This window comes from Nocardiopsis coralli (assembly GCF_014892575.1).
GTDB classification, from domain to species: Bacteria; Actinomycetota; Actinomycetes; order Streptosporangiales; family Streptosporangiaceae; genus Nocardiopsis; species Nocardiopsis coralli.
Genome location: NZ_JADBGI010000023.1, coordinates 1 through 26,048 on the forward strand (window position 1 = coordinate 1; position 26,048 = coordinate 26,048).

General features: G+C 71.7%; 21 protein-coding genes and 1 riboswitch. Of the genes, 10 read left to right on the forward strand and 11 right to left on the reverse strand.

Translation table 11 applies throughout. The annotated features are described in order from the left end of the window. Both IDM40_RS21785 and IDM40_RS21790 read right to left on the reverse strand, forming a co-directional pair. A partial coding sequence (locus IDM40_RS21785) for an acyltransferase (protein WP_193123904.1) occupies positions 1-500 on the reverse strand: 500 nt, incomplete at its 3' end. A 186-nt stretch (positions 501-686) separates the two neighbouring features. Next, on the reverse strand, positions 687-2,720 hold the full coding sequence (locus IDM40_RS21790) for an acyltransferase family protein (protein ID WP_193123905.1): 2,034 nt from the start codon (positions 2,718-2,720) through the stop codon (positions 687-689). Positions 2,721-3,062: 342 nt separating this feature from the next. Between IDM40_RS21790 and IDM40_RS21795 the strand changes: the two genes are divergently transcribed. The 3 genes from IDM40_RS21795 (at position 3,063) to IDM40_RS21805 (ending at position 5,701) form a co-directional block, all read left to right on the forward strand. Beyond that, positions 3,063-3,677: a superoxide dismutase gene (locus IDM40_RS21795; RefSeq protein WP_193123906.1), complete on the forward strand. Its 615-nt coding sequence runs from the start codon at positions 3,063-3,065 to the stop codon at positions 3,675-3,677. A 317-nt stretch (positions 3,678-3,994) separates the two neighbouring features. Beyond that, entirely contained in the window at positions 3,995-4,168 is a 174-nt protein-coding gene (locus IDM40_RS21800) for a hypothetical protein (protein ID WP_193123907.1), read from the forward strand. Positions 4,169-4,216: 48 nt separating this feature from the next. Next, positions 4,217-5,701: an SGNH/GDSL hydrolase family protein gene (locus tag IDM40_RS21805; RefSeq protein ID WP_193123908.1), complete on the forward strand. Its 1,485-nt coding sequence runs from the start codon at positions 4,217-4,219 to the stop codon at positions 5,699-5,701. A gap of 99 nt (positions 5,702-5,800) precedes the next feature. Here the strand turns inward: IDM40_RS21805 and rocD are convergent, their stop codons facing one another. After that, positions 5,801-7,069 (reverse strand): ornithine--oxo-acid transaminase, encoded by a 1,269-nt coding sequence (gene rocD / locus IDM40_RS21810; protein ID WP_193123909.1) that lies wholly within the window; start codon positions 7,067-7,069, stop codon positions 5,801-5,803. 369 nt (positions 7,070-7,438) lie between these two features. Here rocD and IDM40_RS21815 point away from each other — a divergent pair, with 369 nt between their 5' ends. From IDM40_RS21815 to thiD, 3 genes are all read left to right on the forward strand, one after another. Further along, positions 7,439-9,124, forward strand: coding sequence for an acyl-CoA synthetase (locus IDM40_RS21815; protein ID WP_193123910.1), 1,686 nt, complete (start codon positions 7,439-7,441; stop codon positions 9,122-9,124). A gap of 324 nt (positions 9,125-9,448) precedes the next feature. Beyond that, entirely contained in the window at positions 9,449-10,378 is a 930-nt protein-coding gene (locus IDM40_RS21820) for a DUF368 domain-containing protein (RefSeq protein ID WP_193123911.1), read from the forward strand. A 24-nt stretch (positions 10,379-10,402) separates the two neighbouring features. Next, positions 10,403-10,507: riboswitch (TPP riboswitch) on the forward strand. Then, complete coding sequence (gene thiD / locus IDM40_RS21825) at positions 10,495-11,298, forward strand: bifunctional hydroxymethylpyrimidine kinase/phosphomethylpyrimidine kinase (protein ID WP_193123912.1); 804 nt, start codon at positions 10,495-10,497, stop codon at positions 11,296-11,298. It overlaps the preceding riboswitch by 13 nt. 83 nt (positions 11,299-11,381) lie before the next feature. On the opposite strand, the gene IDM40_RS21830 is transcribed toward thiD, so the two are convergent. Next, positions 11,382-12,797 (reverse strand): alanine/glycine:cation symporter family protein, encoded by a 1,416-nt coding sequence (locus IDM40_RS21830; RefSeq protein WP_193123913.1) that lies wholly within the window; start codon positions 12,795-12,797, stop codon positions 11,382-11,384. Positions 12,798-12,989: 192 nt separating this feature from the next. Further along, on the reverse strand, positions 12,990-13,232 hold the full coding sequence (locus IDM40_RS21835; RefSeq protein ID WP_193123914.1) for a DUF6457 domain-containing protein: 243 nt from the start codon (positions 13,230-13,232) through the stop codon (positions 12,990-12,992). Positions 13,233-13,494: 262 nt separating this feature from the next. Between IDM40_RS21835 and IDM40_RS21840 the strand changes: the two genes are divergently transcribed. Further along, positions 13,495-14,673, forward strand: coding sequence for a macrolide family glycosyltransferase (locus IDM40_RS21840; RefSeq protein WP_193123915.1), 1,179 nt, complete (start codon positions 13,495-13,497; stop codon positions 14,671-14,673). Positions 14,674-14,809: 136 nt separating this feature from the next. On the opposite strand, the gene IDM40_RS21845 is transcribed toward IDM40_RS21840, so the two are convergent. Further along, positions 14,810-16,126, reverse strand: a complete 1,317-nt coding sequence (locus tag IDM40_RS21845; protein ID WP_193123916.1) for a pyridoxal phosphate-dependent aminotransferase — start codon at positions 16,124-16,126, stop codon at positions 14,810-14,812. A 131-nt stretch (positions 16,127-16,257) separates the two neighbouring features. Here IDM40_RS21845 and IDM40_RS21850 point away from each other — a divergent pair, with 131 nt between their 5' ends. Next, positions 16,258-17,208, forward strand: coding sequence for a LysR family transcriptional regulator (locus tag IDM40_RS21850; protein ID WP_193123917.1), 951 nt, complete (start codon positions 16,258-16,260; stop codon positions 17,206-17,208). A 156-nt stretch (positions 17,209-17,364) separates the two neighbouring features. Here IDM40_RS21850 and IDM40_RS21855 read toward each other — a convergent pair whose 3' ends face one another. The 3 genes from IDM40_RS21855 to IDM40_RS21865 form a co-directional block, all read right to left on the reverse strand. Next, the gene (locus IDM40_RS21855) at positions 17,365-17,682 is read right to left on the reverse strand and encodes a hypothetical protein (protein ID WP_193123918.1); all 318 of its coding nucleotides are present in this window, start codon (positions 17,680-17,682) and stop codon (positions 17,365-17,367) included. A gap of 94 nt (positions 17,683-17,776) precedes the next feature. Further along, positions 17,777-19,003: a glycosyltransferase gene (locus IDM40_RS21860; RefSeq protein ID WP_193123919.1), complete on the reverse strand. Its 1,227-nt coding sequence runs from the start codon at positions 19,001-19,003 to the stop codon at positions 17,777-17,779. Positions 19,004-19,007: 4 nt separating this feature from the next. Continuing rightward, positions 19,008-19,895 (reverse strand): DMT family transporter, encoded by an 888-nt coding sequence (locus tag IDM40_RS21865; protein ID WP_193123971.1) that lies wholly within the window; start codon positions 19,893-19,895, stop codon positions 19,008-19,010. Between the two features lie 326 nt (positions 19,896-20,221). Here IDM40_RS21865 and IDM40_RS21870 point away from each other — a divergent pair, with 326 nt between their 5' ends. Then, on the forward strand, positions 20,222-21,844 hold the full coding sequence (locus IDM40_RS21870) for a beta-N-acetylhexosaminidase (protein ID WP_193123920.1): 1,623 nt from the start codon (positions 20,222-20,224) through the stop codon (positions 21,842-21,844). 17 nt (positions 21,845-21,861) lie between these two features. On the opposite strand, the gene IDM40_RS21875 is transcribed toward IDM40_RS21870, so the two are convergent. After that, a complete protein-coding gene (locus IDM40_RS21875) occupies positions 21,862-23,100 on the reverse strand; it encodes an alanine racemase (RefSeq protein ID WP_193123921.1) in 1,239 nt (412 codons plus the stop codon). Positions 23,101-23,219: 119 nt separating this feature from the next. Beyond that, positions 23,220-24,221: a glycerophosphodiester phosphodiesterase gene (locus tag IDM40_RS21880; protein ID WP_328807091.1), complete on the reverse strand. Its 1,002-nt coding sequence runs from the start codon at positions 24,219-24,221 to the stop codon at positions 23,220-23,222. Between the two features lie 248 nt (positions 24,222-24,469). On the opposite strand from IDM40_RS21880, the gene IDM40_RS21885 reads away from it, so the two are divergent. Further along, a complete protein-coding gene (locus IDM40_RS21885) occupies positions 24,470-26,008 on the forward strand; it encodes a hypothetical protein (RefSeq protein WP_193123922.1) in 1,539 nt (512 codons plus the stop codon). The last annotated feature ends 40 nt before the right edge of the window (positions 26,009-26,048 follow it).

The following is a 26,048-nucleotide window of genomic DNA, read 5'->3' on the forward strand; positions in this document are numbered from 1 at the left end:
CCCTGGATCGACAGCGACCAGAAGTGCTGGACCGGGCTCGCGGCCTCCCCGCGCGCGAGGTAGTCCACGGCGGCACGGGCCAGGGCCCAGTTCTCGTGGTAGAGCGCGGCGGCCCGCACTTCGGCGAGGGTCTGTTCCCACCGGGTGCTGGGCAGGAAGACGTAGGTGGCCGCGAGCACGGCCGCCAGGACCACCGCGACCGGCGGCAGGAGCCGCCGGGCCAGGCGGGAGATGAACGCGGTGAAGGCGATGCGCCCGTCGCGCTCCAGCATCCGCAGCAGCGAGCCGGTGATCAGGAACCCGGTCAGCAGCAGGAACACGTCCACGCCGCCGGAGACCCGGCCGAACCAGACGTGGTAGACGACCACCAGGGCGACCGCGACCGCACGCAGTCCTTCGATCTCGGGCCGGTACCCGCCCCCGGACCCTCGCTCGGAACGCCCCCCGGCCGGTGCACCAGGGGTGGCGACCGGACGGAGCCCCGGAACCGACACGGACATGGGCGCCCTCGCTGCATGGGACGGCGACAGAAGCATCAATCACCCTAGGTCCATGCCTGTTCACACATGGTGATACGCGTGTTCCGGGAGGTTCCCCGCGTTCGGGGACTTCCCTCCGCACCCGCCCCGCAGCGGAGGAAAGCCCCTCGGACACACGAATCGGAGGCCCCCGGACGGGCCCCAGCGTCACCAGCCGGTGGCCTCCAGCAGGGAGTCCTCCATCATCGGCACGAGCGTGCGCGCGTAGGTCGCCGTCATGTGCGAGTGGTCCCAGAAGACCAGCACGTTCCCGACCACCGCGTCGCACTGCCCGCCCGGGCACACGTACTCGGTCAGGTCGAACGTGCTGACGTGCTCGGGCAGCGTGCGTTCCTCGGCCGGGTCGGTCTCCTCGTGGCTGTAGGCGGCCGGGGAGGTGCAGTCCGACTCGAGCCCGCCCTCGACGCACTCGGCGGTCTGGTAGTCGCGGCGCGGCAGGTCGCGGACGCCGAGGACGTCGATGCCGAGGTCGCCCAACTCCTCCCAGCGGTCGACGAACCCGTCGGGCAGGCGCTCACCGCTGGGGTTGGCGGTGGTGGAGGAGGTCAGCAGGGCGTCCGGTTCCAGGTCGGAGAGCACCTCCATGGCGTCCTCGTTCCACTCCTGGCACTCCTCGAAGACCTCGCCGTCGCGCATAGGGGTCTCGGCGCTGAACTGGCACCCGCTCTTGGTGAAGGAGACCAGCCGCCAGCCGTGCTCCTGGGCGACCTCCTGCACCGCCGGGTACCAGTGCGCGACACGGGAGGCACCGACCATCGCGAGGGTGTGCTCGGCGTCCTCGGGCCCTTCTTCGCAGACCACGACCTCGGTCTCCTCCAGGTTGACGTGGCAGCCCTGGTCGTGGTGGTCGGACAGGTCCTCCTCGGCGAGCACCGGGTCGGGCAGGATCGGCATCTCTCCCCCGGCCGGGTACGCGTCCGTGGCCGTGTCGGCATCGGCGTCGGCCAGGCTGAGGGCCCCGGGGTAACTGGAGACCTCCTCGGCGAGCTCGGCCCGCGCCTCCTCCTCGCGCACGATCTGACCCGACCACAGGAGGGACCCGGCCATGAGCGGCACCAGGAAGGAGGCGGCCAGGGCCATGGACCGCGCGGGTGTGCGGCGGTCACGCATCAGCCGGGTGACACCGCCGTCCACGGCCCGGTGCGAGATCCAGGCCAGGGCGAAGGAGAGGGCCACGACGCCGGCGCCGCCCAGGAGTGTGGCGGTGCTGCGGTCGGTCAGGTGCAGGTAGACCACCAGCAGCGGCCAGTGCCACAGGTACAGCCCGTACGAGAGCCCACCGATCCGGGTCAGCGGGCCCCAGGTCAGCAGGCGGTCCGCGCCGTAGCGGCTGCCCGTGGTCCCGGCGACGATCACCAGCACCGCGGCCCCGGTCGGCCACAGCGCGATCCACCCCGGGAACATCGTCGAGACCGGCACCAGCGCCCCGCACAGCACCAGCGCGGCCAGGCCGGTCCAGCCCAGGACCAGGCGCAGGCGTGCCGGCAGGTCGAGGCGGTGCACGACCAGCGCCAGGACCGCACCGAACGCCGGTTCCCACAGCCGCGCCCCGGTGTCGAAGTAGGCCCAGGCCTGGTCGGTTCCGGTCATCCACACCGAGTAGGCGAAGGAGGCCGCGAACACGACGGAGACCGCGGCCAGGGACGCCCGCCGCACACTCGTGCCCAGGCGGGACGCGGCGAACGCGGCCAGGGCCAGCAGCAGGGGCCACAGCACGTAGAACTGCCCCTGGATCGACAGCGACCAGAAGTGCTGGACCGGGCTCAACGCCTCCTCGCGCGCCAAGTAGTCCACGGCCTTCTGCGCCAGGACCCAGTTCTCGTGGTACAGCGCGGCCGCGCGCACCTCCTCGAGCACACCCGGCCACCGCGAGGCCGGCAGGAACACGAAGGTCAGCGCCAGGACCCCGCCGAGCGCCACCGCCGCCAGGGGCACCAGCCTGCGGGCCAGGCGGGAGATGAACGCGGTGAAGGCGATGCGCCCGTCGCGCTCCAGCATCCGCAGCAGCGAGCCGGTGATCAGGAACCCGGTCAGCAGCAGGAACACGTCCACGCCGCCGGAGACCCGGCCGAACCAGACGTGGTAGACGACCACGAGCAGAACCGCGACCGCGCGCAGCCCCTCGATCTCGGGGCGGTGGCGCGGGCGGGACACCGGTGTTGAGGACGGTGTTGCGGACATGGGTTGCAGCGACCTCACGGGGTATGGGGGTGGGACCACGGAGCGACAGCGCTCGGCGCCGTCGCTGCATCGTGCCCGGCCACGGTGTTGCCGTGGTGAAGCCGCGGAGAACGGTCGGCCAACGCCTGGGACCATTACCACGGACCGGGCCGGGCCACACCGTAAGGGCTCGCGCGGACCGGTATTGAAGGACCGGTGTCGAATTCCCGCGAGCGCCGGATTATTCCCGGAACGGGGCCCCGAAGGCCTGACATGGGGGTCCGCACCGGTCGGCTGATAGCTTGCTCAGTAGCGATCCCATCGCTGGTGAACGAATCGCGTCATTGGAAAGGTGCGTCAGAGATGTCTGCGCCGTACGAGCTTCCCGAGCTGCCCTACGACTACGCCTCCCTGGAGCCCTGGATCTCCGGGCAGATCATGGAGCTGCACCACGACAAGCACCACGCGACCTACGTGGCCGGTGCCAACACCGCCCTCGAGAAGCTGGCTGAGGCGCGCGAGTCCGGCGACTTCGGGACCGTGCCCATGCTCGAGAAGAACCTTGCGTTCAACCTCGGCGGTCACGTCAACCACTCCATTTTCTGGAACAACCTCTCCCCCGAGGGCGGCGACAAGCCCGAGGGCGAGCTGGGTGCGGCGATCGACGACCAGTTCGGGTCGTTCGACGCCTTCCGCTCGCACTTCAACGCCGCGGCCACGACCATCCAGGGTTCCGGCTGGGCCATCCTCGCCTGGGACGCCCTGGGCAAGCGCCTGATCATCGAGCAGCTCTACGACCAGCAGAGCAACGCCGCCCTGAGCAGCCAGCCCCTGCTCATGCTGGACATGTGGGAGCACGCCTTCTACCTCCAGTACAAGAACGTCAAGGCGGACTACGTCAAGGCGTTCTGGAACGTGGTCAACTGGGCCGACGTCCAGAAGCGTTTCGCCGACGCCCGCAAGGTCGAGATCGGCTAGAGGCTTTCCCGGGTCCCACGGACCCGCGTCCGCGTTCGGGCGACAGGCGGAGGGCGGCACCCGCACGGCGGGCGGCCGCCCTCCGGCATGTCCGGGGCCCTGGCCCCTTCGCAGTGCCCGCGTGGTGACGGTGTGTGTCGGTACGAGGTTCGGCGCCGGATCTTTGTGGACTTCCACGGGTGCCACGGGGCGGCCCGACCGGCAGAGTCGAAGTGCCTCCCTGGCAGATGGGGGCGTGACGTGTCCCAGCGGGATTGGCCGCCGCTGGGGCCGTCGCCCCCTCCCCCGCCCCGACCGCGAGTGAAGGGGACCGACGCGTGGACGCGAGCGAACAGCACCTCCGCGAGGGCGAGCAGCACCCCGACCCTCTCGACTACCGCAGCCCCTGGACCCTCAGGGCCAACCGACACCCCGACGCCGAGGTCGGCCAACCCGGCAGGCCCGGCGGGGGTGGCGTTCTCGACACGAACGAGGCGAATCGCCCCGGGTAGTCTGGGCCGAGACCATCAGCCGTCCGGGAATGGGAGGCGGTAGCGGCCGTGGCGACCCGTGGTGACGACCCGTCGGAATTCGGCGAGCCCGAACACGACCCCGAGGCCGGGGAACACGGCCGGGACCGGGAACCGGAGGAGCAGGACGGCGTGCCCGAGGAGGGCCCGGCCGGCGGGGCCGAGCAGCCCCCCGGCCCCGAGGCCGACCCCGGGGCCGATGCCGGACCCGGACCCGAGGACGGGTCCGACGCCGAGACCGGGGGCGACGCCGATTCCGAACCCGGTGCGGCGCCCGCGACCGTACGCGGCCGGTTCTCCCGCCGGCTCCCGCGCAGCAGGCGCGGACGCATCGGTCTGGCCTCCGCCGCGACCCTGGCCCTGGTCATGGTCGTCACGATGGCCGTGCCCGCCACCCGCGAGGGCGTCACCGACCTGTGGTGCGGGCTCACCGGCGCCGTGTGCCCCGGCGATCCGCCTCCCCTCACCGAGGAGGAGGAAGAGGAGGAGCTGGACTGGCGTGTGCGCGTCGACCCCGAGGACGCGGCGCTGTGGGGCAACTACGTGGCGCTCGGCGACTCCTACTCCTCGGGTGACGGGGCCGGCGACTACGACCCCTCGACCGCCGAACCGGGCGGGTGCTGGCGCTCGGAGAACGCCTACCCGCGGCTCATCGCGGAGGACTACGAGTTCTCCGGGACGCTCGCCTTCTTCGCGTGCTCGTCGCACAAGGGCGAGGACATGCTCGGGCAGATCGGGACCCCCGAGTCGCAGATCGAACGAGTCACCGACCACACCTCGCTGGTGACGGTCGGGATCGGCGGCAACGACCTCGGGTTCATCCCCGTCCTGCGCACCTGCATGGTGCGGATGCCGATCCTGGAGAACACCGCGTGTGTGGACCAGGAGGACGAGATCGCCGACCGGATGGAGCAGTTCGAGGAGACCCTCACCGAGGTCCTGGAGGAGATCCACGACCGCGCCCCGGACGCGCGCATCCTGGTGCTGGGGTACCCGCGCCTGTTCCCCGAGGACCCGACCGGCATGTACTACACGCTGAGCGTGAGCGACCAGCTGTGGTTGAACTCGGTCGCGCAGCGCTTCAACGAGACGATCCGCGACACCGTCTACCGCGTGGACGGCGACGTCTACGGCGAACGCGAGGTCGGCAGCGCGGAGTACGTCAACGTGTTCAGCGCCCTGAGCGGTTACGAGGTGAGCGCGGACGAGGCGTGGCTCAACGGGATCGTGCTGGGTGAGCTCGGCGAGGGGCTCGAGGTCGACCGCGCGAGCTTCCACCCCACGGCCGAGGGGCAGATGTCGATCGCCGACCGTGTGCGGAGGCAGATCGAGGAGGGGCCCGAGCGGACCCTGTACGTGACCCGGGAGACCGTGGAACAGGTGGACGAGGACGTGCTCATGTCCGAGCTCGGGGGGCCGCTGGACCCGATCGAGCCGGAGGACGGGACCGTCGACGAGGTCACCCCCGAGGAGGACGCAGCCGAGGACTCCCCCGAGGAGGCCGGCGCCTCCTGACGTTCCGCGTGGGAACTCCGACAACGTTCCACGCCCGACAACGTTCCGCGTGGGGCGCGAGCGCCGGTGAGTGCCCCACGCGGAACGTGAACGACAGGATCAGCGGCGCAGGTCCTCCAGCACCTCGCCGAACCGGTCCAGACCCCAGTTGAGGTCCTCCTCCGAGATCACCAACGGCGGCGACATCCGGATCGTCGAACCGTGCGTGTCCTTGACCAGCACCCCGTGCTCGGCCAGACGACGGCACAGCTCCTTGCCGCTCCCCAGCGCGGGGTCCACGTCGACCCCGGCCCACAGGCCGATACTGCGCGCGGAGACCACGCCGTTGCCGACGAACTCCTTCAGCCTGCGCTTGAGCACCTCGCCCAGGCGCTGGGCGTTGTCGAGGTAGGGCCCCTCGGTGAGCATGCGGACGACGGTGTGGCCCACGGCCCCGGCGAGCGGGTTCCCGCCGAAGGTGCTGCCGTGCTGCCCGGGTCGGATCACGCCGAGCACGTCCTCGTCGGCCACCATCGCCGAGACCGGCAGGATGCCGCCGCCCAGCGCCTTGCCGAACAGGTAGGCGTCGGGAACCACGTCGAAGTGCTCGCAGGCGCGGATCGTCCCGGTCCGCCCGAGGCCGGACTGCACCTCGTCGGCGATGAAGAGCACCCGGTTGGCGTCGCAGATCTCCCGCACCCGCGGCAGGTAGTCCGGCGGGGGCACGATGACGCCCGCCTCGCCCTGCACCGGTTCGATGAGCACGGCGGCGGTGGTGTGGTCGATGGCCTCCTCGAGCGCGGCCGCGTCCCCGTAGGGCACCGACCGGAACCCGGGTGTGTACGGCCCGAAGCCGGTCCGGGCCTCGGTGTCGGAGGAGAAGGAGACGACGGTGGTGGTTCGCCCGTGGAAGTTGTCGCCGGCCACGACGATGGTGGCCTGGTCGGCGGGCACGCCCTTGACCTCGTAGGCCCACTTGCGGGCGACCTTGATCCCGGTCTCGACCGCCTCGGCCCCGGTGTTCATGGGCAGGACCTTCTGCTTGCCCGCCATGTCGGCCAGGGCGTTCACCCACGGCGCGAACCGGTCGTTGTGGAAGGCCCGGCTGGTGAGGGTCACGCGGTCGAGCTGGCGGTGGGCGGCCGCGAGCAGGTCCGGGTTGTGGTGGCCGAAGTTCATCGCGGAGTACCCGGCCAGGCAGTCCAGGTACCGGCGTCCCTCCACGTCGGTCACCCAGGCGCCGCGGCCCTCTGCGACGACGACGGGAAGGGGGGCGTAGTTGTGGGCGGACCGCTCCTCGGCGAGGGCGATGTGGTCCGCACTGGAGAGTGACGGTGCGCCGGGGTCCCCGGCGGGGTCGTGCTGTCCCAGGTTCTGGGTCGTGCTCATCGAGATAGCTCCGATCACCATTGACCGATGTCACGCACTTGATACCCACCGTCGGGCGGGGTAGCGCCCTCCGGCGAAGGTCTCCAAGAGTTGAGCAGATGATCCGCTGAGCCCACAAGGGGTGGCACACCTCACAGGTTGACCGGGCAGGCCGAAATGCCGGAAACACGTGCGCCCCGCTCCCCCGACCTGGAGCCCCCCCCCCCCGGCCCGTCCCCTGTGACCCGGGCTCCCGGCACTGGTGACGCGCACCATTCCCCCGACGGGCATCGGCCGAGGCCCCGAGGGGTACGGTCGCGACAGAGCCCCGCGCCGCCACGAGCTCCCCCCGCCGGGGACGGCGCCCGACCTTTGCCTGGGAGGTCCCGCGTGCCCCCATCCGCGTACCCGGACGCACCCTTCTCCCTCGCCCGGCTTTTCGAGGCCGTCACCGAGGCCGTTCCCGACCGCGTCGCCGTGGTCGCGGGCCCCCGACGCCTCACCTACCGGGCCCTGAACGCACGTTCCACACGGGTGGCCCGCCACCTGGCCGGCGCCGGTGTGCGGCCCGGCGAACACGTGGCCCTGCTCGCCCACAACCGTGCCGAGTGGCTGGAGTCCTTCCTGGGGATCCTGCGCGCGGGCGCGGTGCCGGTCAACGTCAACTACCGCTACGTGGCCGGGGAACTGCGCCACGTGCTCTCCGACTCCCACGCCGTCGCCCTGGTCGCGGAGGACTCCCTGGCCGCGACGGTGGTCGGCGTCCGCGCCGACCTGCCACGGCTGCGCCACGTGCTGCTCATCGAGGACGGCGGGCCGCGCGCGAGGTCCCTGGCCGGCATGGACTACGAGACCGCCCTGGCCGCGCAGGCCCCCGAGGACCCGTTCGAGCTGCCCCCCACGAGCGGTTCCGACCACTACCTCCTCTACACCGGCGGCACCACGGGCCATCCGAAAGGTGTGCTGTGGCGCCAGGCCGACATCTTCCGCGCGGCCGTGGAACGCCGTTCCCCGGGGGCTCCGCGCGCCCGCACCCCCACCGACGTGGCCGAACGGGCGGCGCGGTGTTTCCCCCAGCGCATGCTCGTGCTGGGCCCGCTCATGCACGCGGCCGGGCAGTGGAACGCGCTCAGCATGCTCCTGTGCGGCAAACGTGTGGTCGTCTCCACCGACCGGACCTTCGACGCCGGTCGCCTGACGGCCCTGGCCCACCGCGAGGGGGTCCACACGCTACAGCTGGTGGGCGATGCGATGGCGCGCCCGCTGGTGATGCGCCTGCTGGCCGAGCCGGACCTGTGCCCGGCCCTGACCTCGGTGCGTTCCGGCGGCACACCGTTGACGCACCCGGTGCGGGCCCTGTGGCGTTCGTGGCGCCCCGACCTGGCCCTGGCCGATTCCTACGGGGGTTCGGAGACCGGTGTGTGCGGGACCGCCGACGCCGGGGTGGCCCCGGGCGCCGACCCGTCCGGTGAGACCGAGCGCGGCCCGAACTTCGCCATGGGCGGGAGCGTCGCGGTGCTCGACGACCACCTCGACCCCCTGCCGTCCGGGTCGACGGAGGTGGGCCGTATCGCCAGGTCGGGCCACATCCCGCTGGGGTACTACAACGACCCGGTCGCGACGGCGCGCACGTTCCCCGTGGACCGGCGCGGCCGGCGGTGGGCGCTCTCGGGGGACTACGCCACCCGCGGGCAGGACGGTTCGGTGGTCCTGCTGGGCCGGGGCAGCGTCGTGGTCAACACCGCCGGGGAGAAGGTGTACCCGGAGGAGGTCGAGGCGGCGCTCAAGGCCCACCCGGAGGTCGTGGACGCGATCGTGCTGCCGATGCCGGACGAGCACCTGGGCCAGCGGGTCAGCGCCGTGGTCGCGGTCTCCGCGGGCGCCGGTGTGGACACCGAGGAACTGCGTGCGCACTGCCGCGGGCGCCTGGCCGGGTACAAGGTTCCGCGGACCGTGCGGTTCGTGGAACAGGTTCGGCGCACGGCGGTCGGCAAACAGGACTACCGCTGGGCATCCGCGGTGGCCAGGCAGGGTACGGACACGCACGAGAGCGTGCCGGGCCGGCCCGTGTGGTGACCGCCCACCGATGTCCATTACGGGCACAAGGTCGCTCACCGAATACACAACCGAAACCCACCGCGGATTCGGGGATCGGCACACCCGGGCGCCGTTAGACTGACGGGAGCTGCACCCGCCGGCCCGCCTCCCCCATCGCCGGCCCGGGCTCGCCACGACCTCCGCGGCTGCACGTGGGTCCCCAGCTGCACAGGGCGGCCACGCCGCGAGCGGACCACCCCTTCGACGGTCCTCCGCCCCGCCGTGTGCGGGGTGCGGGCCGCAACACCACTAGGACGGAGGTAAGGCGCCCTTCCGGCCCCCGGAGGGCGCCCTACAGCTCACATGGCCAAGTCAGTAGGCTCCTACATCTTCAACGCGGTGCGCGGCGGGGCCGTGGGCACCTCGGAAGCACTGCCGGGCATCAGCGGCGGCACGGTCGCGCTCATCGTCGGGCTCTACGACAAGCTCATCGGCGGGGCCGGCCACGTGGTCAGCGGGATCCGCCTGACCGTGACCGACGGGCTGCGCGGCAAGGGCATGAACCGTGCCAAGGAGGAGTTCGGCAAAGCCGACTGGGGGGTTCTGGTCCCCGCCCTGATCGGCATGCCGATCTTCCTGATCCTGGCACTACTGCTCATCGAGCCGATCCTGCACGACTACAACCAGTACGCCTACGCCCTGTTCTTCGGGCTCGTGCTGGCCAGCGTGTGGATCCCCTACAGCAGCGCAGGGCTCCCGTGGCGGCCCAGGCACTACGCGATCGGCCTCGCCTTCGCCGTGCTGGCGTTCTTCGTGATGGGTCTGCCCGGTGCAAACCTCCCGGTCAACCCCGTCGTGGTCTTCTTCGCCGCCTCGATCGCGATCTGCGCCCTGGTACTGCCGGGCATGTCCGGGTCCTTCATCCTGCTGACCGTGGGACTGTACGAGCCGGTCCTGCAGGCCGTACGCAACGTGGACATCGCCTTCATCCTCACGTTCGCGGCCGGCGCGGTCACCGGTCTCGCGCTGTTCGTCAAGCTGCTGCAGTACCTGCTGGAGAACAAGCGCGCGATCACCCTGGTCGTGCTGACCGGTGTGATGGCCGGTTCGCTGCGTGCCCTGTGGCCGTGGCAGAACGAGGACCGCGAGATCGTGCCCGTCTCCGACGTCCCGGCGACCGTGGGTTTCATGGTCCTGGGCTTCGCGGTGGTCACGACCGTGCTGGTGTTCGAGCACCGCAAGCGGGCCCGGCAGGAGCGCGAGCACGGGCACGAGGCCACCCTCGTGCGCTGAGCGCGTAGCTCCTACAATTCGAGACACAGAGGCGCGGGGTGCCGGAACCGTCGAACCGGTCCGGCTGAGAGCACACCCGTCGAACCTGCCCTAGTTCGTACTAGCGAAGGAACGCCATGAGCGCTTTCAACGTCATGTCCGTGGCCGGCAGCGACCCCAGCGGGGGCGCCGGCATCCAGGCCGACCTCAAGGCCTTCTCCGCGCACGGGGTCTTCGGGATGAGTGTGATCACCGCCCTGACCGCCCAGTCCACGCGCGGGGTCGCGGACGTGCACGGGATCCCGGCAGGCTTCGTCACCCGCCAGCTCGACACCCTGCTCGAGGACGCGACGGTGCACGCGGTCAAGGTCGGCATGCTGGGCACCGCGGAGGTCACCGAGGCGGTGGCCTCCGCGATCGACCGCCACGGGCTCACCGACGTGGTCGTGGACCCGGTGATGGTCGCCAAGAGCGGCGACCGCCTGCTGGAGGAGTCGGCGACCGAGGCCCTGCGTACGGTGCTGCTCCCCCGGGCCGGCCTGATCACCCCGAACCTGCCCGAGGCCGCCGACCTGCTCGGGGTCGAGGAGGCCTCCGACCTGGCGGGCATGCACGAGCAGGCTGCGGAGCTGCTGAAGCTGGGCCCGCGGGCGGTGCTGCTCAAGGGCGGGCACCTGGACTCCGGGCACAGCACCGATGTGCTCGTCGCCGAGGGCGTGCCCGCCGTGGAGCTCACCGGCCCCCGGGTGGCCACGCACAACACCCACGGCACGGGGTGCACGCTCTCCTCCGCCATCGCGGCCCTGCTCCCCCAGAGCCCGGACACCGCCACCGCGGTGCGCGGCGCGAAGGACTACCTGACCGCGGCCCTGCGCCGCGCCGAGGACATCGACGCCGGCGGCGGACAGGGCCCGGTGCACCACTTCCACGCCTGGTGGTGATCCCGCGCCGGACACGGCCCGGACATGACGGAGGGGGACCGGCGGTGCCGGTCCCCCTCGTGCGTTCCCTCGACGATGTGCGGTCAGGTGCGGACGTCGCCCATGACCACGTCGGGGTTGCGCCAGTCGGGGTGGCCGAAGAACCTGCGGGTCTCGGCCACGACCAGGGGTGAGAGCAGCAGCAGGCCGAGGAGGTTGGGCAGGGCCATCATCGCGTTCGCGATATCGCTGAACAGCCAGACTTCGTCCAGCGCTGCGACCGATCCGACGAAGACGACCGCGATGAACACGAGCCGGTAAGGCGTGACGAATCGGCGTCCGCCGAGGTACTCCACGCAGCGCTCCCCGTAGTACGCCCAACCCAGCATCGTGGTGAACGCGAAGACGGCGACGGAGATCGCCACGATGTACTGGCCCGCAACAGCGAACGCGGGGCCGGCCTGACCGAGCCCTTCGGTCATCGCCAGAGAGGTCAGCAGGGAACCGTCGACATCGCCCTCCTGCCAGACACCGGTCGTGATGATGACCATGCAGGTCATCGTCACGACGATGATGGTGTCGATGAAGGTCTGCGTCATCGACACCATGGCCTGGCGGACCGGCTCACGGGTCTTGGCGGCCGCAGCGGCGATCGCACCACTGCCCAGCCCGGCCTCGTTGGAGAAGATCCCTCTGGCGAAACCCTGCTGGATGGCGAGCATCAGCCCGGCACCCGCGAACCCGCCGACCGGCGCGGTGTAGGAGAAGGCACTGACGACCACGAGCTGCAGTGCCGGCAGGATCGAGGCCCAGTTGATGGCCAGGACGAGCAGGCAGGCTCCGACGTAGCCGATGATCATCAGGGGCACCAGGGCCGAGGCAACACGACCGATGCTCTTGATGCCGCCGAGGATGACAGCACCGGCGAGCAGCATGAGGATCAGGCCGACCACCCAGGGCTCGACCTCGACGATGCTGGTGACCTGCTGGGTGACGGTGTTGGCCTGGGTTCCGTTGCCGATACCGAAGGCAGCGATGGCCCCGAAGACGGCGAAAGAACCGCCGAGCACAGTGCCGAGCCAACCGTTGAGCCCGTACTTGAGGTAGTACATCGGGCCGCCGCTCTGCTCACCCTTGTCGTCGGTGCGGCGGAACTTCACACCAAGCAGGGCCTCGCTGTACTTCGTGGCCATGCCGAGGAAACCGACGACCCACATCCAGAACAGGGCGCCCGGCCCTCCGACACCGATGGCCAGGGCCGCACCTGCGATGTTGCCGACACCGACCGTCGCCGCCAGGGCCGTGCTCAACGCCTGGTAGTGGGAGATGTCGCCCTCGACCGAGGAGTCCTCCTTCCGTCGGACCAGGGCGAGCCAGAGCGAGTGGGGCAACCGCAGGAGCTGGAGCAGCTTCAGGCGGACCGTGAGGAACAAGCCGACGCCGAACAGCAAAGGGATGAGGACGAAGGGTCCCCAGAGCACCTCGCTGACGATCTCGGCCATCCCGAGGATCTGATCCATGCGGGGATCTCCGTATCACATTCGGATCGGGGGACGGCTGTGTCCGCATCCTGCTGCACATCGAAGCGGTGGCCGCGCAACGTGCACCAGGTCACGGACTCCATGAGGTGGTGACAGGGTTGCAGTGGTTCATCACGCCTGCGTCACGTTTATTCGACGCGAACGTTTCAGGTCGGGTATCGGCCCAGTTGCTCACTCCCCTGCCGAGTCGAGCGCCAAGCGGCTCAGCCTCGCGGCCACCTCCTGCGGGTCGGCGCCGCGGCCGACCGCGACACCCATCAGGAAGGTCGTCAGCGGAGCGGCGGGCCGGGCGACCGAGTGCGCGGCGTCCTTGGCCAGGTCGAGGACCCGGTCGACGTCGGCCCGGTCCAGGCGTTCGTTCTCGTCCAGTTCCAGCTCCGCACGGACCAGGTCCGCCCATTCCACGAGGGTCACCGATTCACTCCTCTGCGTGATGATTCGATCCGGCGGCCGTGGGTCGTCGCCCGCGCTGCCGCGGTGCGACCCGTGCCGTCGCCGTACCGCACTCTAGAACGGTCGGCCCGCCCTCTCACAGCGGACCCGCGTCCGGACGCCCAGGAAAACCGCGTGCGCCGTGGAGAAGGCCCCGCCTACGCTGACGGGTACGCCGACCCGCGCCGAAGGGCAACGGGCCCGCAACGTCCAACGACCGCCGTCTCTGCACCGGAGCACCGCCATGACCCGCCGCGCCCACATCGCCATGGTCGGCGTCCCCGCCGTGAGCCACGTCCTGCCCAGCCTGGAGATCATCCGCGAACTGGTCCGCAGGGGCCACCGCGTCACCTACGCCAACGACCCCGCGGGCCGGATCGGCGACCTGATCGCCGGCACCGGGGCCGAGCTGGTCCGCTTCACCACCACGCTCCCCACCGGGGACGAGGAGTGGGCGAACGACCCGGTCGAGGGGATGGACATCTTCCTCGAGGACGCCATGAACGTGCTCCCGGTGCTGCGCGAGGCCTACGACGGCGACCGCCCCGACGTCTTCCTCTACGACATCGGGGGTTACGCGGCGCGGGTCCTCGGGATCCGGTGGGACATCCCGGCCCTGCAGCTCTCCCCGACCTACGTCGCCTGGGCCGACTACCAGGACACGGTGATGGAGGGCCTGCGCGCGCTGCCCGGGGCCACGGAGCACTTCGCCAAGTTCGACGCCTGGCTCGCCGAGAACGGGGTCACCGAGCTCGACCACTCCTCCTTCGCCGGGCGGCCCGACCGTGCGCTCGCGATGATCCCCGAGGAGATGCAGCCGCACGCCGAGACCGTCGACCGCGACACCGTCACCTTCGTCGGGCCCTGCCTCGGCGAGCGCGCCGACCAGGGGACCTGGTCGGCCCCGGCCGGGGCCGACCAGGTCCTGCTCGTCTCGCTCGGTTCGGCCTACACCAACCTCCCGGGCTTCTACCGGTCCTGCATCGAGGCCTTCGGCGACCTGCCCGGGTGGCACGTGGTGCTCCAGGTCGGCGCGTACGTCGACCGGGCGGAGCTGGGGCCGGTCCCGGGCAACATCGAGGTGCACACCTGGGTGCCCCAGCTCGACATCCTCGGCAAGGCCGACGCGTTCGTCACCCACGCCGGGATGGGCGGGTGCAGCGAAGGGCTCTACACCTCGACCCCGATGATCGCCGTGCCCCAGGCCGTGGACCAGTTCGGCAACGCCGACCAGCTCGTGGCGGCGGGTGTGGCCCGGCGGATCGACACCGCGGACGCCACCCCCGAGCGCCTGCGCACTGCGCTGTTGGAGCTGACCTCCGACTCGGGGGTCGCCGAACGGCTCGCCCGTATCGGTGCCCGACTGCACGAGAGCGGCACCGGGTACGCCGCCGACCTCGTCGAGGCAGAGGTGCGCGGCTGACCCGACCGGCACACACGGTGAGGGGCCTCCCGGGATCGCGGATCCTGGGAGGCCCCTCGTGTGAGTGTCCGCCCCACCCCCTTTTGACGGGGCGGCACCCGGCCTGAACGGGTCCGGTGGGACCCGGGGCGTCGGGCTACACCGCCGACGTGGCGACCTGGGCGGGCGCCGCGACGGAGCCCGAAGGGCTGTCGGGCAGCAGCGCGTCCAGCACCTCCGACAGGCGCTCCAGGTGGTCGGAGATCCACGGCAGGGCCAGCGGATCCGTGGCCGACAGGGCGGCGTAGCGGCGCTCCTCGGTCTCGCCGTAGAGCAGGCTGGTCGCGACCCTCATGCGCAGGGTGTCGGTGCTCTCGCCGAACTCCACCGCGGGGAGCACGCCCATGCCGAAGCGGTCCAGCAGCAGTCCGGTCAGTTCCGGGCCGGTGGTGATGCCGTGTTGGGCGGCCAGGCGCTCGCGCACCGGCTCGAAGTCCGGGTACAGGTAGAACGCCGCGCGCGGGGTCGGGACCTCGGCGCCGGCGGCGGTGAAGGTGTCGGCCACACCGCGGGCGACGAGGCCGTGCAGGCGGCGGCTGCGGTCGATGTGGTCGACCAGCTCGGCGGGTTCGGTGAAGGCGTGGGCGGCGGCCTCCTGCACGGGGGCGGCGGGGCTGGACCAGATCTCGCTGGCCACGCCCAGGAGCCCGCCGCGCAGGCGCTGTCCGATCTCGGAGTCGGGCAGGCGCAGCACCCCGATGCGCCAGCCGCCCAGGGCCAGGTTCTTACTGAGACCGGTGGAGATGACGGTGCGCTCGGGGGCGAAGTCCGCGGGGCTGTGCACCCGTACCTCGCCGTCGCCGGGGTGGACGAGGTCGCGGTAGATCTCGTCGGAGATGATCACCAGGTCGAGCTCGCGGGCGACCTCGGCCAGGCGGCGGACGGTCTCCTCGCTCGCGACGGTCCCGGTCGGGTTGTCGGGCAGGGTCACCACGACCGCCTTGACGGTGCGGCCCTGGTCGCGGGCGTCGGTGACGGCGGCGTGGAGCAGGTCGGGCTGGGGTACGCCGCCCTGCCCGGTGGCGGTGGGCACCATGACGGGGCGGCACCCGACCAGGCGGCTCTGGGCGGCGTAACTGACCCAGCTGGGCGCGGCGATCGCGGTGTCCCCGCCGAGTTCGAGCAGCAGGCTGTAGAGCAGCGGCTTGCTGCCGGGGCCGGCGATGACCATGGACGGGTCGGTGGGCAGGCCGCGGCGTTCCCAGTAGCCGGCGGCGGCCTCGCGCAGGGCGGTGGAGCCGGCGACGGGACCGTAGGCGTTGGCACCGTTGCCGGCGGAGAGCTGGTCGCGCATGACCGGGTGCACCGGGAGCCCGGCCTCGCCGAAGCCGAGGGGAAGCACGCGCACCCCCTGGCGACGCTTCTCTTCGAGGGCTTCGTTCACGGCAAGGGTCGCGGACACAGTGACGGTCATGTCTGACTCATCTCCGGCTCATCGTTGTGCGCTTGACCGCACCAATGGGTGACGGTCTGTCACCACAAGACTGCCCGCCCTGACCCATCAGCACAAGCACGGCTTTTCGATGGTGAGCGTAAGCTGTTCTTATGCTTGATCTTCGACGCCTCCAACTGCTCCGTGAATTCAGCGCCCGCGGCACGATCGTGGCCACCGCGAACGCCCTGGGATACACGCCTTCCGCGGTCTCGCAGCAACTGGCCACGCTCGAACGCGAGACGGGTGTGGCCCTGCTCGACCGGTCCCCGCGCGGGGCGGAACTGACCGATGCGGGCCGGCTCCTGGTCGCCCAGAGTGAGGAGATCCTGGCTCTGGTCGAGGCCACCGAGTCGGTCCTGGCCGAACAGTCGGACGTGGCCCTGGGGACGGTGACGGTGACGGCGTTCCCGACCGCGGCCGTGGCGTTCGCGCCGCTGTTGGCTCCCCCGCTGCGGCAGCACTCGGAGATGCAGCTGGTGCTGCGCCAGACGCTGCTGGCGACCGGGACCCAGAAGGTGCAGACGCGGGAGGTCGACATCGCCCTGGTCGACGACTGGACGGGCCAGCACCCGGGGCGCACCTCCGACAGCGGCCTGCGCCACGTGCACCTGCTCGCCGACCCGCTCGTGCTGGCGGTGCCCGAGAACCACCGCCTGGCCGACCCCGCCGTCCCGGTGGTGCTGGAGCAGCTGCTCGGGGAGTCGTGGGTGGTGGCGCCCGAGGGCGAGCGTTCGCGTTACGGGACCGACCGGCTCATGGCCGAGGTGGGCGGGTTGCCCTCGGCGGCGTGGGAGTTCGAGGGGCTCGGCACGATCCTGAGCCTGGTCTCACGCGGGATCGGGATCGCGGCGGTCCCGGGGCTGGCGATGGTGGGTGCCCCTGCCGGGCTGGTCTACCGGAGCCTTCCGGGTTCGGCGCCCGAACGGCACGTCTACGCGGTGCTGCGGACGGGGACGCTGCGCAGGCCGGCGGTACAGGTCACGCTCGCGGCGCTGCGCGGGGCGGCCCGCACGGTGGAGGACCAGCTGGAGGAGCTCACCGATCAGGAACCGGAGGGCTGACCGGGCGCGGGCCGGGCCCGACAGCCCGACGCGCGCCCGGTTCCGGGGCGCCGGCCGGTGGCGCGGCCGCCCGCACACGAAGGAACGGCCCGGCCGCGGGGCCGGACCGTTCCGGGGTCGGTCGGTGGCGTCTTCGTCGGGTGCGTCGTTGCGGGGTCATTCCTGGTCGCCCGCGCTGCGGGTGCGGTCGATGCGGCGGCGGAGCTTGCGACAGATGTGCAGGGCTCGGTCCCTGTCGTCGCGGGCGTTCCACCATTGTGCGTAGGCTTCGAGTCTTCTCTTGCGGAGGGACTCCAGCTCGGCCTCCATGCGGTTGACCCGGTGTTCCAGGTCGATGCGTTCGCGTTCGAACGACGACATGTCGCGTTCGTGGCGCCCTGCGTCGTGCTCGGCGTCCTTCAACCTGTCCACCAGGCCGTCGCCCGGCGGCGTCCGCCCGCGGCCTGCCTGTCCCGTGATGCCTTGGAACCACACACCCTGCCTGTTTCCGGAAACAGCTGAATATGCACTGCTCAGCACGCAAAAAACACGGAAACCCCATACTTGAACAAGGCACCCATATCGGGCATCAGACGCTCACCGGCCTCCGCCGTCCGCGGACCGGGACCGCCCCGACCACCCGTGCGTAGACGGTCTCGAAGCGCTCCAGGGACCGGTGGTGGTCGTGTTCCCCCGCCATCTCCCGGCTCGCGGCCCCCAGGAAACCGCGCTCGGACCGCGACCCCAGGATCCTGCTCAACCGGTCGGCGAGGACCTCCACCTCCCCCGGCGGGAAGAGGTATCCGTTGCGGCCCTCGGCGACCAGGTGCGGCAGCGCCATCGCGTCGGCAGCCACCACCGGCAGCCCCGTCGACATCGCCTCCAGCGTCGCGATGCTCTGCAGCTCGGCCACGCCCGCGATCGCGAAGACGTCCCCCGCCGCGTAGACCAGCGGCAGCCTCTCGTCGGGCACAAAACCCAGGAAGTGCACACGGTCGTCCACACCCAGCACGCGTGCCAGATCGGCCAGTTCCTCCTCGCGCTGCCCCGTCCCGGCCAGCACCAGCTGCGCGTCGAGGTCGGCGGTGAGCACGGCCAGGGCGCGCACGAGTTCGTCGATGCGCTTCTCCTCGTCCAGACGGCCCACGAACACGATCGAGTCTCGGTCGGGCACCCCGAGGCTCGCGCGTGCCGCCGGGCGTTCCCCGGCACGGGGGTGGAACCGGGCCAGGTCGATGCCGCACGAGACCGCTTCCACGTCCCGGGTCAACCCCTGTTCGCGCAGCAGCAGGGCGGCGCGCGGGGTCGGGGTGGTCACGTGGTCGGCCTGCTCGGCGATGCGCACCATGTCGTTCCAGGCCACGGAGCCGGCCGCCGACTGCAGGGACCGGGGTACACGCGCGTGTGCGTAGAGGTTGTCCGGCATGAAGTGGTTGGTGAGCACCGTGGGGATCCCGGCCGCTCGCGCCCGGGCCAGCGCGGTGCGGCTCAGCGTGAAGTGGCTCTGCACGTGGACCACGTCGGGCGCGAAACGGTCCAGCAGCCGGTCGACGTGGCCGCCCAGACCCAGGGGCACCGCGGCACGCATGCTGGGTTGGAACGGGATCCGAGCCGAGCGCACCCGGTGCTCGGTCACCTCCCCGGCCTCGACCACGTGCGGGGGCCCCGACGAAGAGGGGCGGAGCACGTGGATCCGGTGTCCGCGCCCGGCCAGCCCCTCGGCGAGCCGGTGGGTGAAGTAGGCGGCGCCGTTGACGTCGGGCGGATAGGTGTCGGTGACGATCAGTACACGCAGTGGGCGCGCGGCTCCGGCCATGGCGTTACTCCTTCGTTCGGATGCGTGCGGACCGTGGGCTTGCCGCGGCCTCGGGGTTGCGGTCCCGGCTGCGCGCGAGGCCGAAGGTGCCCGCGATCGCCAGGAGTGCGAAGAGCAGGGCGCCGAACTGGGCGAACGGTGTCTCGGGGGCGCCCTCGCCGAGCATCACCGCGCCGATGCCGACACCCACGACGGGGTCGGTGACGAGCAGGGTCGCGTAGGCGGCGGCGAAGTGGCCGCTGCGGTAGGCGTTCTGCACGAGCAGGGCACCGAAGACGGCGGTACCCGCGGCCAGGAGGGTCAGCCAGCTGATCAACTGGCTCCAGTCGCCGTGGGCCCCGGCCAGCACCACGCGCGCCAGTCCGGAGGTGGTGCCCATGGCGGCCCCGCCGGCGAGGGCGAGCACGATCGCGCGGACGGGACTGGGGAACCACCGGGCGGTCAGGTGCAACAGCACGCCCGCGCCGATGACACCCCCGGCGAGCGCGAGGGCGGTGCCGGTGTCCATGGCGGGGGCGTCGTCCACGTGAGGGAAGAGCCAGAGCACACCGGTGAGCCCGGCCATGACGGCGAGGCCGGCGGCGATCTGGTACGGGCTGACGGCGCGGTGGGTGAAGGCCGACCAGAGCACGATCGCGAAGAGCAGGCCGGTCACGCCGAGGGGCTGGATGACGGTGAGAGGGGCGCCGCTGAGCGCGGTCATGTGCATGCACGCGCCCAGGACCACCAGGACCCCGCCGGCCAACCAGCGCGGGCGCCCGAACAGGTAGAGGAGGAACCCGGCGCGGGCCACACGCGCGCCGGGCGCACGGACGGCGTCGCGTTCCTGGAGTGCGGATCCGAGTGCCAGGCTGAAGGCCCCCACCACGGCGACGGGAACCGCCCACAGCATCGTCTCCACCACTCCCCTCGATCGTGTGGGCCCGGCCCTTTCGGTCGCGGCCGTGATCTGCCGGGGGGTGCGCACCGCACGACGGGGCCGCGCACCTCGTCGCCCCCGTGGGGATCGCGGATGCCCAGCCCGTGGGGGTGGCTGCTCCCCGGCCACCTGCACCTGGGCCTGCCTCGTCGGAGGGAGAGCCAACATCCACACGCGGTCAAGGTTGGGTATTGGATCGCCCCGAACGAGGAGATCGGCGGTCCGTTTGTCCGCCTCTCTGGGCAGGGGCGTGCGGGCGTGGGACGCTGGGGATTGGTCTAGACCGGATAGGAGCAGTCGTGACCGACACCTTGATCCCCCGCCCCCGTGAGACCTCCCCGGGCGACGGCCCGGGCCTGACACTGACGCCGCGCACCCGCGTGCACGCCGACCCGGCCTCCGCCGGCGTCCTGGCCTGGTTGCGCCGAGAGCTGGGGGCCGCGACCGGGCTCCCCCTGGAACGCGGCGGCGAGGCCGGCGCCGAGATCCGGCTGAGCGTGGACCCCGGCGCCGGCCTCGCACCGGAGGGGTACCGCCTGGTCGTGGACGTCCGGGGCGCCTCCGTCATCGGCCACGACACGGCCGGTGTCTTCTACGGCGCCCAGACCCTGCGCCAGCTCCTGCCGCCCGACGCCTACCGCGACGCTCCCCTGCCCGGCGCCGCATGGGTGCTGCCGGCGGTGAGCATCACCGACGCACCGCGGTTCGGTTGGCGGGGCGCCATGCTCGACATCGCCCGCCACTTCCAGCCCAAGCGCGAGATCCTGCGCTTCGTCGACCTGCTGGCCGCGCACAAGCTCAACGTGCTCCACCTGCATCTGAGCGACGACCAGGGGTGGCGGGTGCAGATCCGCCGCTACCCGCGGCTGACCGAGATGGCCTCGTGGCGCACCGAGAGCCAGGTCGGCGCGGTACGCCCGCCGGTCTTCGACGGGCGTCCCCACGGCGGGTTCCTGACCCAGGACGACGTGCGCGAGATCGTCTCCTACGCCGCCGAACGCCACGTCACGGTCGTGCCCGAGATCGACGTTCCCGGGCACTCCCAGGCCGCGATCCACGCCTACCCCGAGCTCGGTGAGGCCGGCCGGATCCCCGTGGGCACCCAGTGGGGGATCTTCGAGGAGGTCCTGGCCGTCACCGATGAGGTCCTCGACTTCTACCGGAACGTCATCGACGAGCTGCTGGAGCTGTTCCCGTCGCCCTACTTCCACGTAGGCGGCGATGAGTGCCCCAAGACGCAGTGGAAGGGCAGCGCCTCCGCCCAGCAGCGGATCCGGGAGGAGGGCCTGGCCGACGAGCACGAGCTGCAGTCCTGGTTCATCGGGCAGCTCGACCGGCACCTGGCCGCGCGCGGTCGGCGCATGATCGGCTGGGACGAGATCCTGGAGGGCTGGCTCTGGGCGGGTGAGGAGGACACCCGCACCCCGGAGGGCGAGCGCAAGGGGCTGTCACCGGGCGCGACCGTGCTGTCCTGGCGCGGTGAGGAGGGCGGCGTCGCGGCGGCGCGGGCCGGCCACGACGTGATCATGGCGCCGACCGCGACCTCCTACCTGGACTACCGCCAGTCGGAGGCCGAGGACGAGCCGGTCAAGGTCGGCACGCTCCTGCGGCTGGAGGACGTCTACCTGTCCGACCCCGTGCCGGAGGGGCTGAGCGAGCGGGAAGCCGCGCACGTGCTCGGGGCACAGGTCAACACCTGGACCGAGCACATCGACACACCCCGGCGGCTGGACTACATGGTCTTCCCGCGGCTGTCGGCCTTCGCGGAGAAGGTGTGGTCGACGGGGCCGCGCGACTACGCCGAGTTCGAACCGCGCCTGCGTGCCCACCTGCGCCGGCTGGACGCCGCCGGGGTCGAGTACCGGCCGTTGGAGGGCCCCAGGCCGTGGCAGACCCGGCCCGGGGTCGTCGGCCGGGACTGACACCAGGAGGCCGGGCGTCAGAAGTATGTGGCCACGGCCTCCACGACGGTGTCCTCGGCGTCGACGACGGGGATGACGGACCACCGGTCGAAGGCCGTGCACGGGTGCGAGATGCCGAAGGAGACCAGGTCGCCGGGGTGCAGTTCGAGCCCCGGCGGCACACGCAGGTAGGCGTGGTGGTCGTTGAGCGCCTCGATCTCCAGCCCCTCGGCGGGGTGGCGGCTCCCGTCGGGCCGGCGCACGGTGCGCGGCACGGGGAACCCGGCGTCGTAGTTGGCCTCGCGGCGCCCGAGCCCCGCGATGGCCGAACCGTCCTCCGGGGTGGACGTGATCTGGGCCCACAGTTCCAGGGCACCGGCCAGCGCACCGGGCCCCTCGTCGAGGCGGCGGTAGGGGGTGGTGCGCCGGTAGAGGCCGTCGTCGTGGGCGACGTAGGCGCCGCTGCGCAACAGGGGCCACACGTCGCGGGCCCCGCCGAACTCCTCGGCGACCAGGTCGAACCAGGCGCTGCCGCCCACCGACAGCACGGGCCGCTCCAGGCCGTGCGCGCGGGCGATCTCGGCGGCGTCGGTGCGCAGGTCGCGCAGGAAGGCGCGCACCGCGTCGGCGCCCCCGGTCACCGGGCCCTCGTACCCGGCCACCCCTGCCAGTTCGAGGCCCGGGGCTGCGGCCACCGCGTCGGCCACGGCGAGCACCCCGGCACGGTCACGGCACCCGGTGCGCCCGCCGGGAACGCCGCGCTCGACCAACACCCGCAGCGGCCGCCCGTCGGGGTCGGCCACCGAGGCGGCCGCGGCCACACCCTCGGCGGAGTCGGCGTAGAACAGGAACTCGAAGCCGGGGTCCCGGTTCAGTTCGGCGGCGATCCAGGCCAGGGCGCGGGTCTCGAGGAGTTCGTTGGCCAGCACGATGCGGCGCACACCGAAGCTCCGGTAGGCAAGGACCTGGTTGGCGGTCGCCGCGGTCACACCCCAGGCCCCGGCGTCGAGCTGGCGTTGGATGAGGGCGGGCGCCATCGAGGTCTTGCCGTGCGGAGCGAAGGCGAGTCCGTGCTGTTCGGTGAAGGCGGACAGGGCGCCGATGTTGCGCGTCAGCTCCGGCTCCCGCAGCACCATGAGGGGCCAGGTGAAGGGGCCGGTGAACAGGTTCCCGGCCTGCTGCGCGAACTCGTCGAGGGTGACGGACCCGTCGGGCCACCACACCCCCTTGGTGCGCCGGTCGACGTGTTCCTCGGGGATGGTGAGCCGCTCGGTCACGGGGTGCGGACCGCCTTTCGTGCGAGTGGCCCGCCCCGGGACGCGGTCGGCGTCCGGGACGGGCCCGGTGGGTCTGGGGAGGCGATCCTCCCACCTGTGGCCGCGGGCGGCCAGAGGATCTAGTCGGCGGCGGGTTCGGCCTCGGGCTCATCGGCGGGGAGCTGGTCGGCCAGCTCCTCCGGCTCCTGGACGGGCTCGGTCTCCTGGTCGCCCTCGAACTCGGCGATGGCGTCCTGGCCGACGTCGGGGTAGTCGGTCACGAAGCCGTCGACGCCCAGCTCGAGCAGCTCGACCATGCGGTCCTGCTCGTTGATGGTGTAGGGCATGATCTCGTACCCGGCCTCGTGCACGGCCTCGACGTAGTCGCCGGTCAGGCCGTCGTGGCTCGGGTTGACCATGTGGGCCCACTCGTAGTCGCCGAGCTCGTCCTCGGGGACCTCGCCGAGCAGGCCGTGCGGGATGGAGGGCAGGAGCTCCTTGGACGCTTCCATGGACTCCCAGTCGAAGCTCTCGACCACGAGGCGGCGCGGCTCCCACGCGGGGTTCTGCTCCATCCAGTGGTCGCGGGAGCTGAGCTCCTCGGCGAGGGTCTCCTCGATGCCGGGGTGGACCTCGGGGTCCTTGACCTCGAGGAACAGGTTGAGGTCCAGGCTCTCCAGGGTGTCGAGCGCGTCGGACAGGGTCGGGACCGGCTCACCCTCGAAGACCGGGTCGAACCAGCTGCCGGCCTCGACCTGTTCGATCTGCTCCAGGGTGAGGTCCCCGACGTCGTAGGAGTCCAGGTCGGGGTGGACCTCTTCGATGTCGGTGGTGCGTTCCAGGGACGTGTCGTGCATGAGCACGGGCTCGCCGTCCGAGGTCAGCTGGACGTCGACCTCGACGGTCTCCGCGCCCAGGCGTCCTGCGGCCTCGATGGCGGCGAGGGTGTTCTCGGGGGCGTGCCCGGAGGCCCCCCGGTGGGCGACGGCGACGAGCGGGCGTTCGGGGGACGGGTTCTCCGCGGAGACCGGACTTGCGCTGATCCGCTCCGACGGGTGGAGTGACGGCTCGGCCAGGGCGGTGCCCCCGCCGGCCATCACGGTGAACGATACGGCTCCGACAACGATCGCGATGCGACGCACCGGACCTCCCATGTACGAGTGATGTGCCGAGCTCAGGTTGGACTCAGCTGGTGACGACGCGGTGACCATGAGTCGAGCGCGGGATGATGCGAGCCCTACCGTCCGGTTGGGAACGCCTGCATCCGCCCCCTGAATCACCACATGAATCTGCTTGATCACTTTGTGTACGTTTTTTGACCCCAGGACCCTCGTTGACTACTTAGAGTCCTGCAATCATCACTGCTTGTAGTCGATGGGAAGGATGTCTCATGCGCAAGCACCACAGCTGGTGGGTCGCGCTGTTGGGCGCCGGCGCCCTGACCGCCTGCGGGACGGCCGTACCGGCCGCTGCCGCCGACGATCGGGGGCCGGCCTGGCCGAAGGTCGAACGGGGTGAGTCCGACTTCAGCCTCGACGGTTTCACGGTCGGTCCTCTGCCGGAAGGACTGGAGCGGCACACGGTCAAGGCCGCGTCCTCCTCCGACCGTGAGGGCAACCGCCGGTCCGAGATCACCTGGGTCCAGGGCTCGGACGATCTTGCGGGGCACGTGGCCGTCCTGCGTTCCGACAGGATCCAGGACCTGGAGGACCTGCGGCAGGAACGCTTCGGCCACCTGCGCACCGACGGACTGGAACGCCTCGGCGAGGACGAGGGCCTCGATGAGGACGCCTACGTCTCCGAGGAAACGGGCCACCTGTTCTGGGTGGAGCGCCCGGGCGTGGGGGTGGCCACCCACCTGGACCCGGAGCAGTGGGACCGCGAGGACCTCGTGGACCTGGCCGGTTCGGTGACCGACATCGAGGACGCCGACGCCGAGGCGGAGGAGGCCCCCGAGGAGGCCGGTGCCGAAGCCGCCGAGGGCGATGAGGCGGCTGTCGAGGAGGAGGACGCCGAGGACGCCGGGGACGCGGCCGAGGCGGACACCGACGCCACCGATGAGGTCGGCGCCGAGACCGACGCCGAGGCTCCCGTGGTCGAGGACGACGCGGTGGCGGCCGAGGACGAGGACTCCCCCGCGGGCCAGGACGGTGAGGCCGCCGAGGAGGAGGCCCCGGCCGGGGGCTCGGAGGAGACCGCCGGGGAGGGCGCCGAGGCCACCGAGGACGGCGACGCCGCAGAGAGCGAGGCCGGCGACGCGTCCGCGACGGAGGACGAGGCGGAGGCCGACACCTCCGCAGAAGCCGACGCCGAGGCCGCGGAGGAGACCGGCGGTGAGGACACCGCGCCCGCCGACTCGGACTCCGGGACCGACGCGGCCCAGGACGGCGACCCCGTCCGTGCCGCCGAGGACGAGCAGGACGACCGCCCCGTCACCGACGGCTCGGCGTCCGAGGGAACCGTCCAGGAGGACGGCGCCGAACAGCCCGGGGCCGAGTCCGGCGACGCTGCCGGGGGTTCCGCGCTCCCCGAGGGTGTGGCCTTCCCCGAGAGCTCCGGCGCGGAGGATGTTTCCGCGTTCCACCAGTGCGTCGTCGACCGCTTCGACGAGCGCACCGGGCTGAACGCCGACGACGAGGGCGTCACCGAGGAGACCCGGGCCTTCGTCGAGCGCACCCTGGAGACCCGCGAGCTCACCGGCGGCGAGAGCGACCGGTTCCTGGCCACCGCCTGGTTCCACGGGTCCGAGGCGGACAAGCTGCGCGCGGCCGAGGAGTGCGCCGAGGACGAGGAGGCCGGCGGCGAGCGGGCCGATCACGTGACCGGCGGGGCCCCGGAGGTCGTCGCCGAACTCGACGCCCAGGCTCGTACCGCGTTCGAGCAGGCACGCTACGGCGACGGTGCGGCCGACGCCGACGCGGTTTCCTGACGACACGGCCCACGGGTCCACGGCCGGCGGTGCACACGCG

Coding starts and splice junctions, on each gene's coding strand:
- IDM40_RS21860 (WP_193123919.1), bottom strand. CDS start 19,003: ATGGCCGGAGCCGCGCGCCCACTGCGTGTACTGATCGTCACCGACACC.
- rocD (WP_193123909.1), bottom strand. CDS start 7,069: ATGAGCACGACCCAGAACCTGGGACAGCACGACCCCGCCGGGGACCCC.
- IDM40_RS21865 (WP_193123971.1), bottom strand. CDS start 19,895: ATGCTGTGGGCGGTTCCCGTCGCCGTGGTGGGGGCCTTCAGCCTGGCA.
- IDM40_RS21830 (WP_193123913.1), bottom strand. CDS start 12,797: ATGGATCAGATCCTCGGGATGGCCGAGATCGTCAGCGAGGTGCTCTGG.
- IDM40_RS21820 (WP_193123911.1), top strand. CDS start 9,449: ATGGCCAAGTCAGTAGGCTCCTACATCTTCAACGCGGTGCGCGGCGGG.
- IDM40_RS21795 (WP_193123906.1), top strand. CDS start 3,063: ATGTCTGCGCCGTACGAGCTTCCCGAGCTGCCCTACGACTACGCCTCC.
- IDM40_RS21850 (WP_193123917.1), top strand. CDS start 16,258: ATGCTTGATCTTCGACGCCTCCAACTGCTCCGTGAATTCAGCGCCCGC.
- IDM40_RS21840 (WP_193123915.1), top strand. CDS start 13,495: ATGACCCGCCGCGCCCACATCGCCATGGTCGGCGTCCCCGCCGTGAGC.
- IDM40_RS21845 (WP_193123916.1), bottom strand. CDS start 16,126: ATGACCGTCACTGTGTCCGCGACCCTTGCCGTGAACGAAGCCCTCGAA.
- IDM40_RS21885 (WP_193123922.1), top strand. CDS start 24,470: ATGCGCAAGCACCACAGCTGGTGGGTCGCGCTGTTGGGCGCCGGCGCC.
- thiD (WP_193123912.1), top strand. CDS start 10,495: ATGAGCGCTTTCAACGTCATGTCCGTGGCCGGCAGCGACCCCAGCGGG.
- IDM40_RS21790 (WP_193123905.1), bottom strand. CDS start 2,720: ATGTCCGCAACACCGTCCTCAACACCGGTGTCCCGCCCGCGCCACCGC.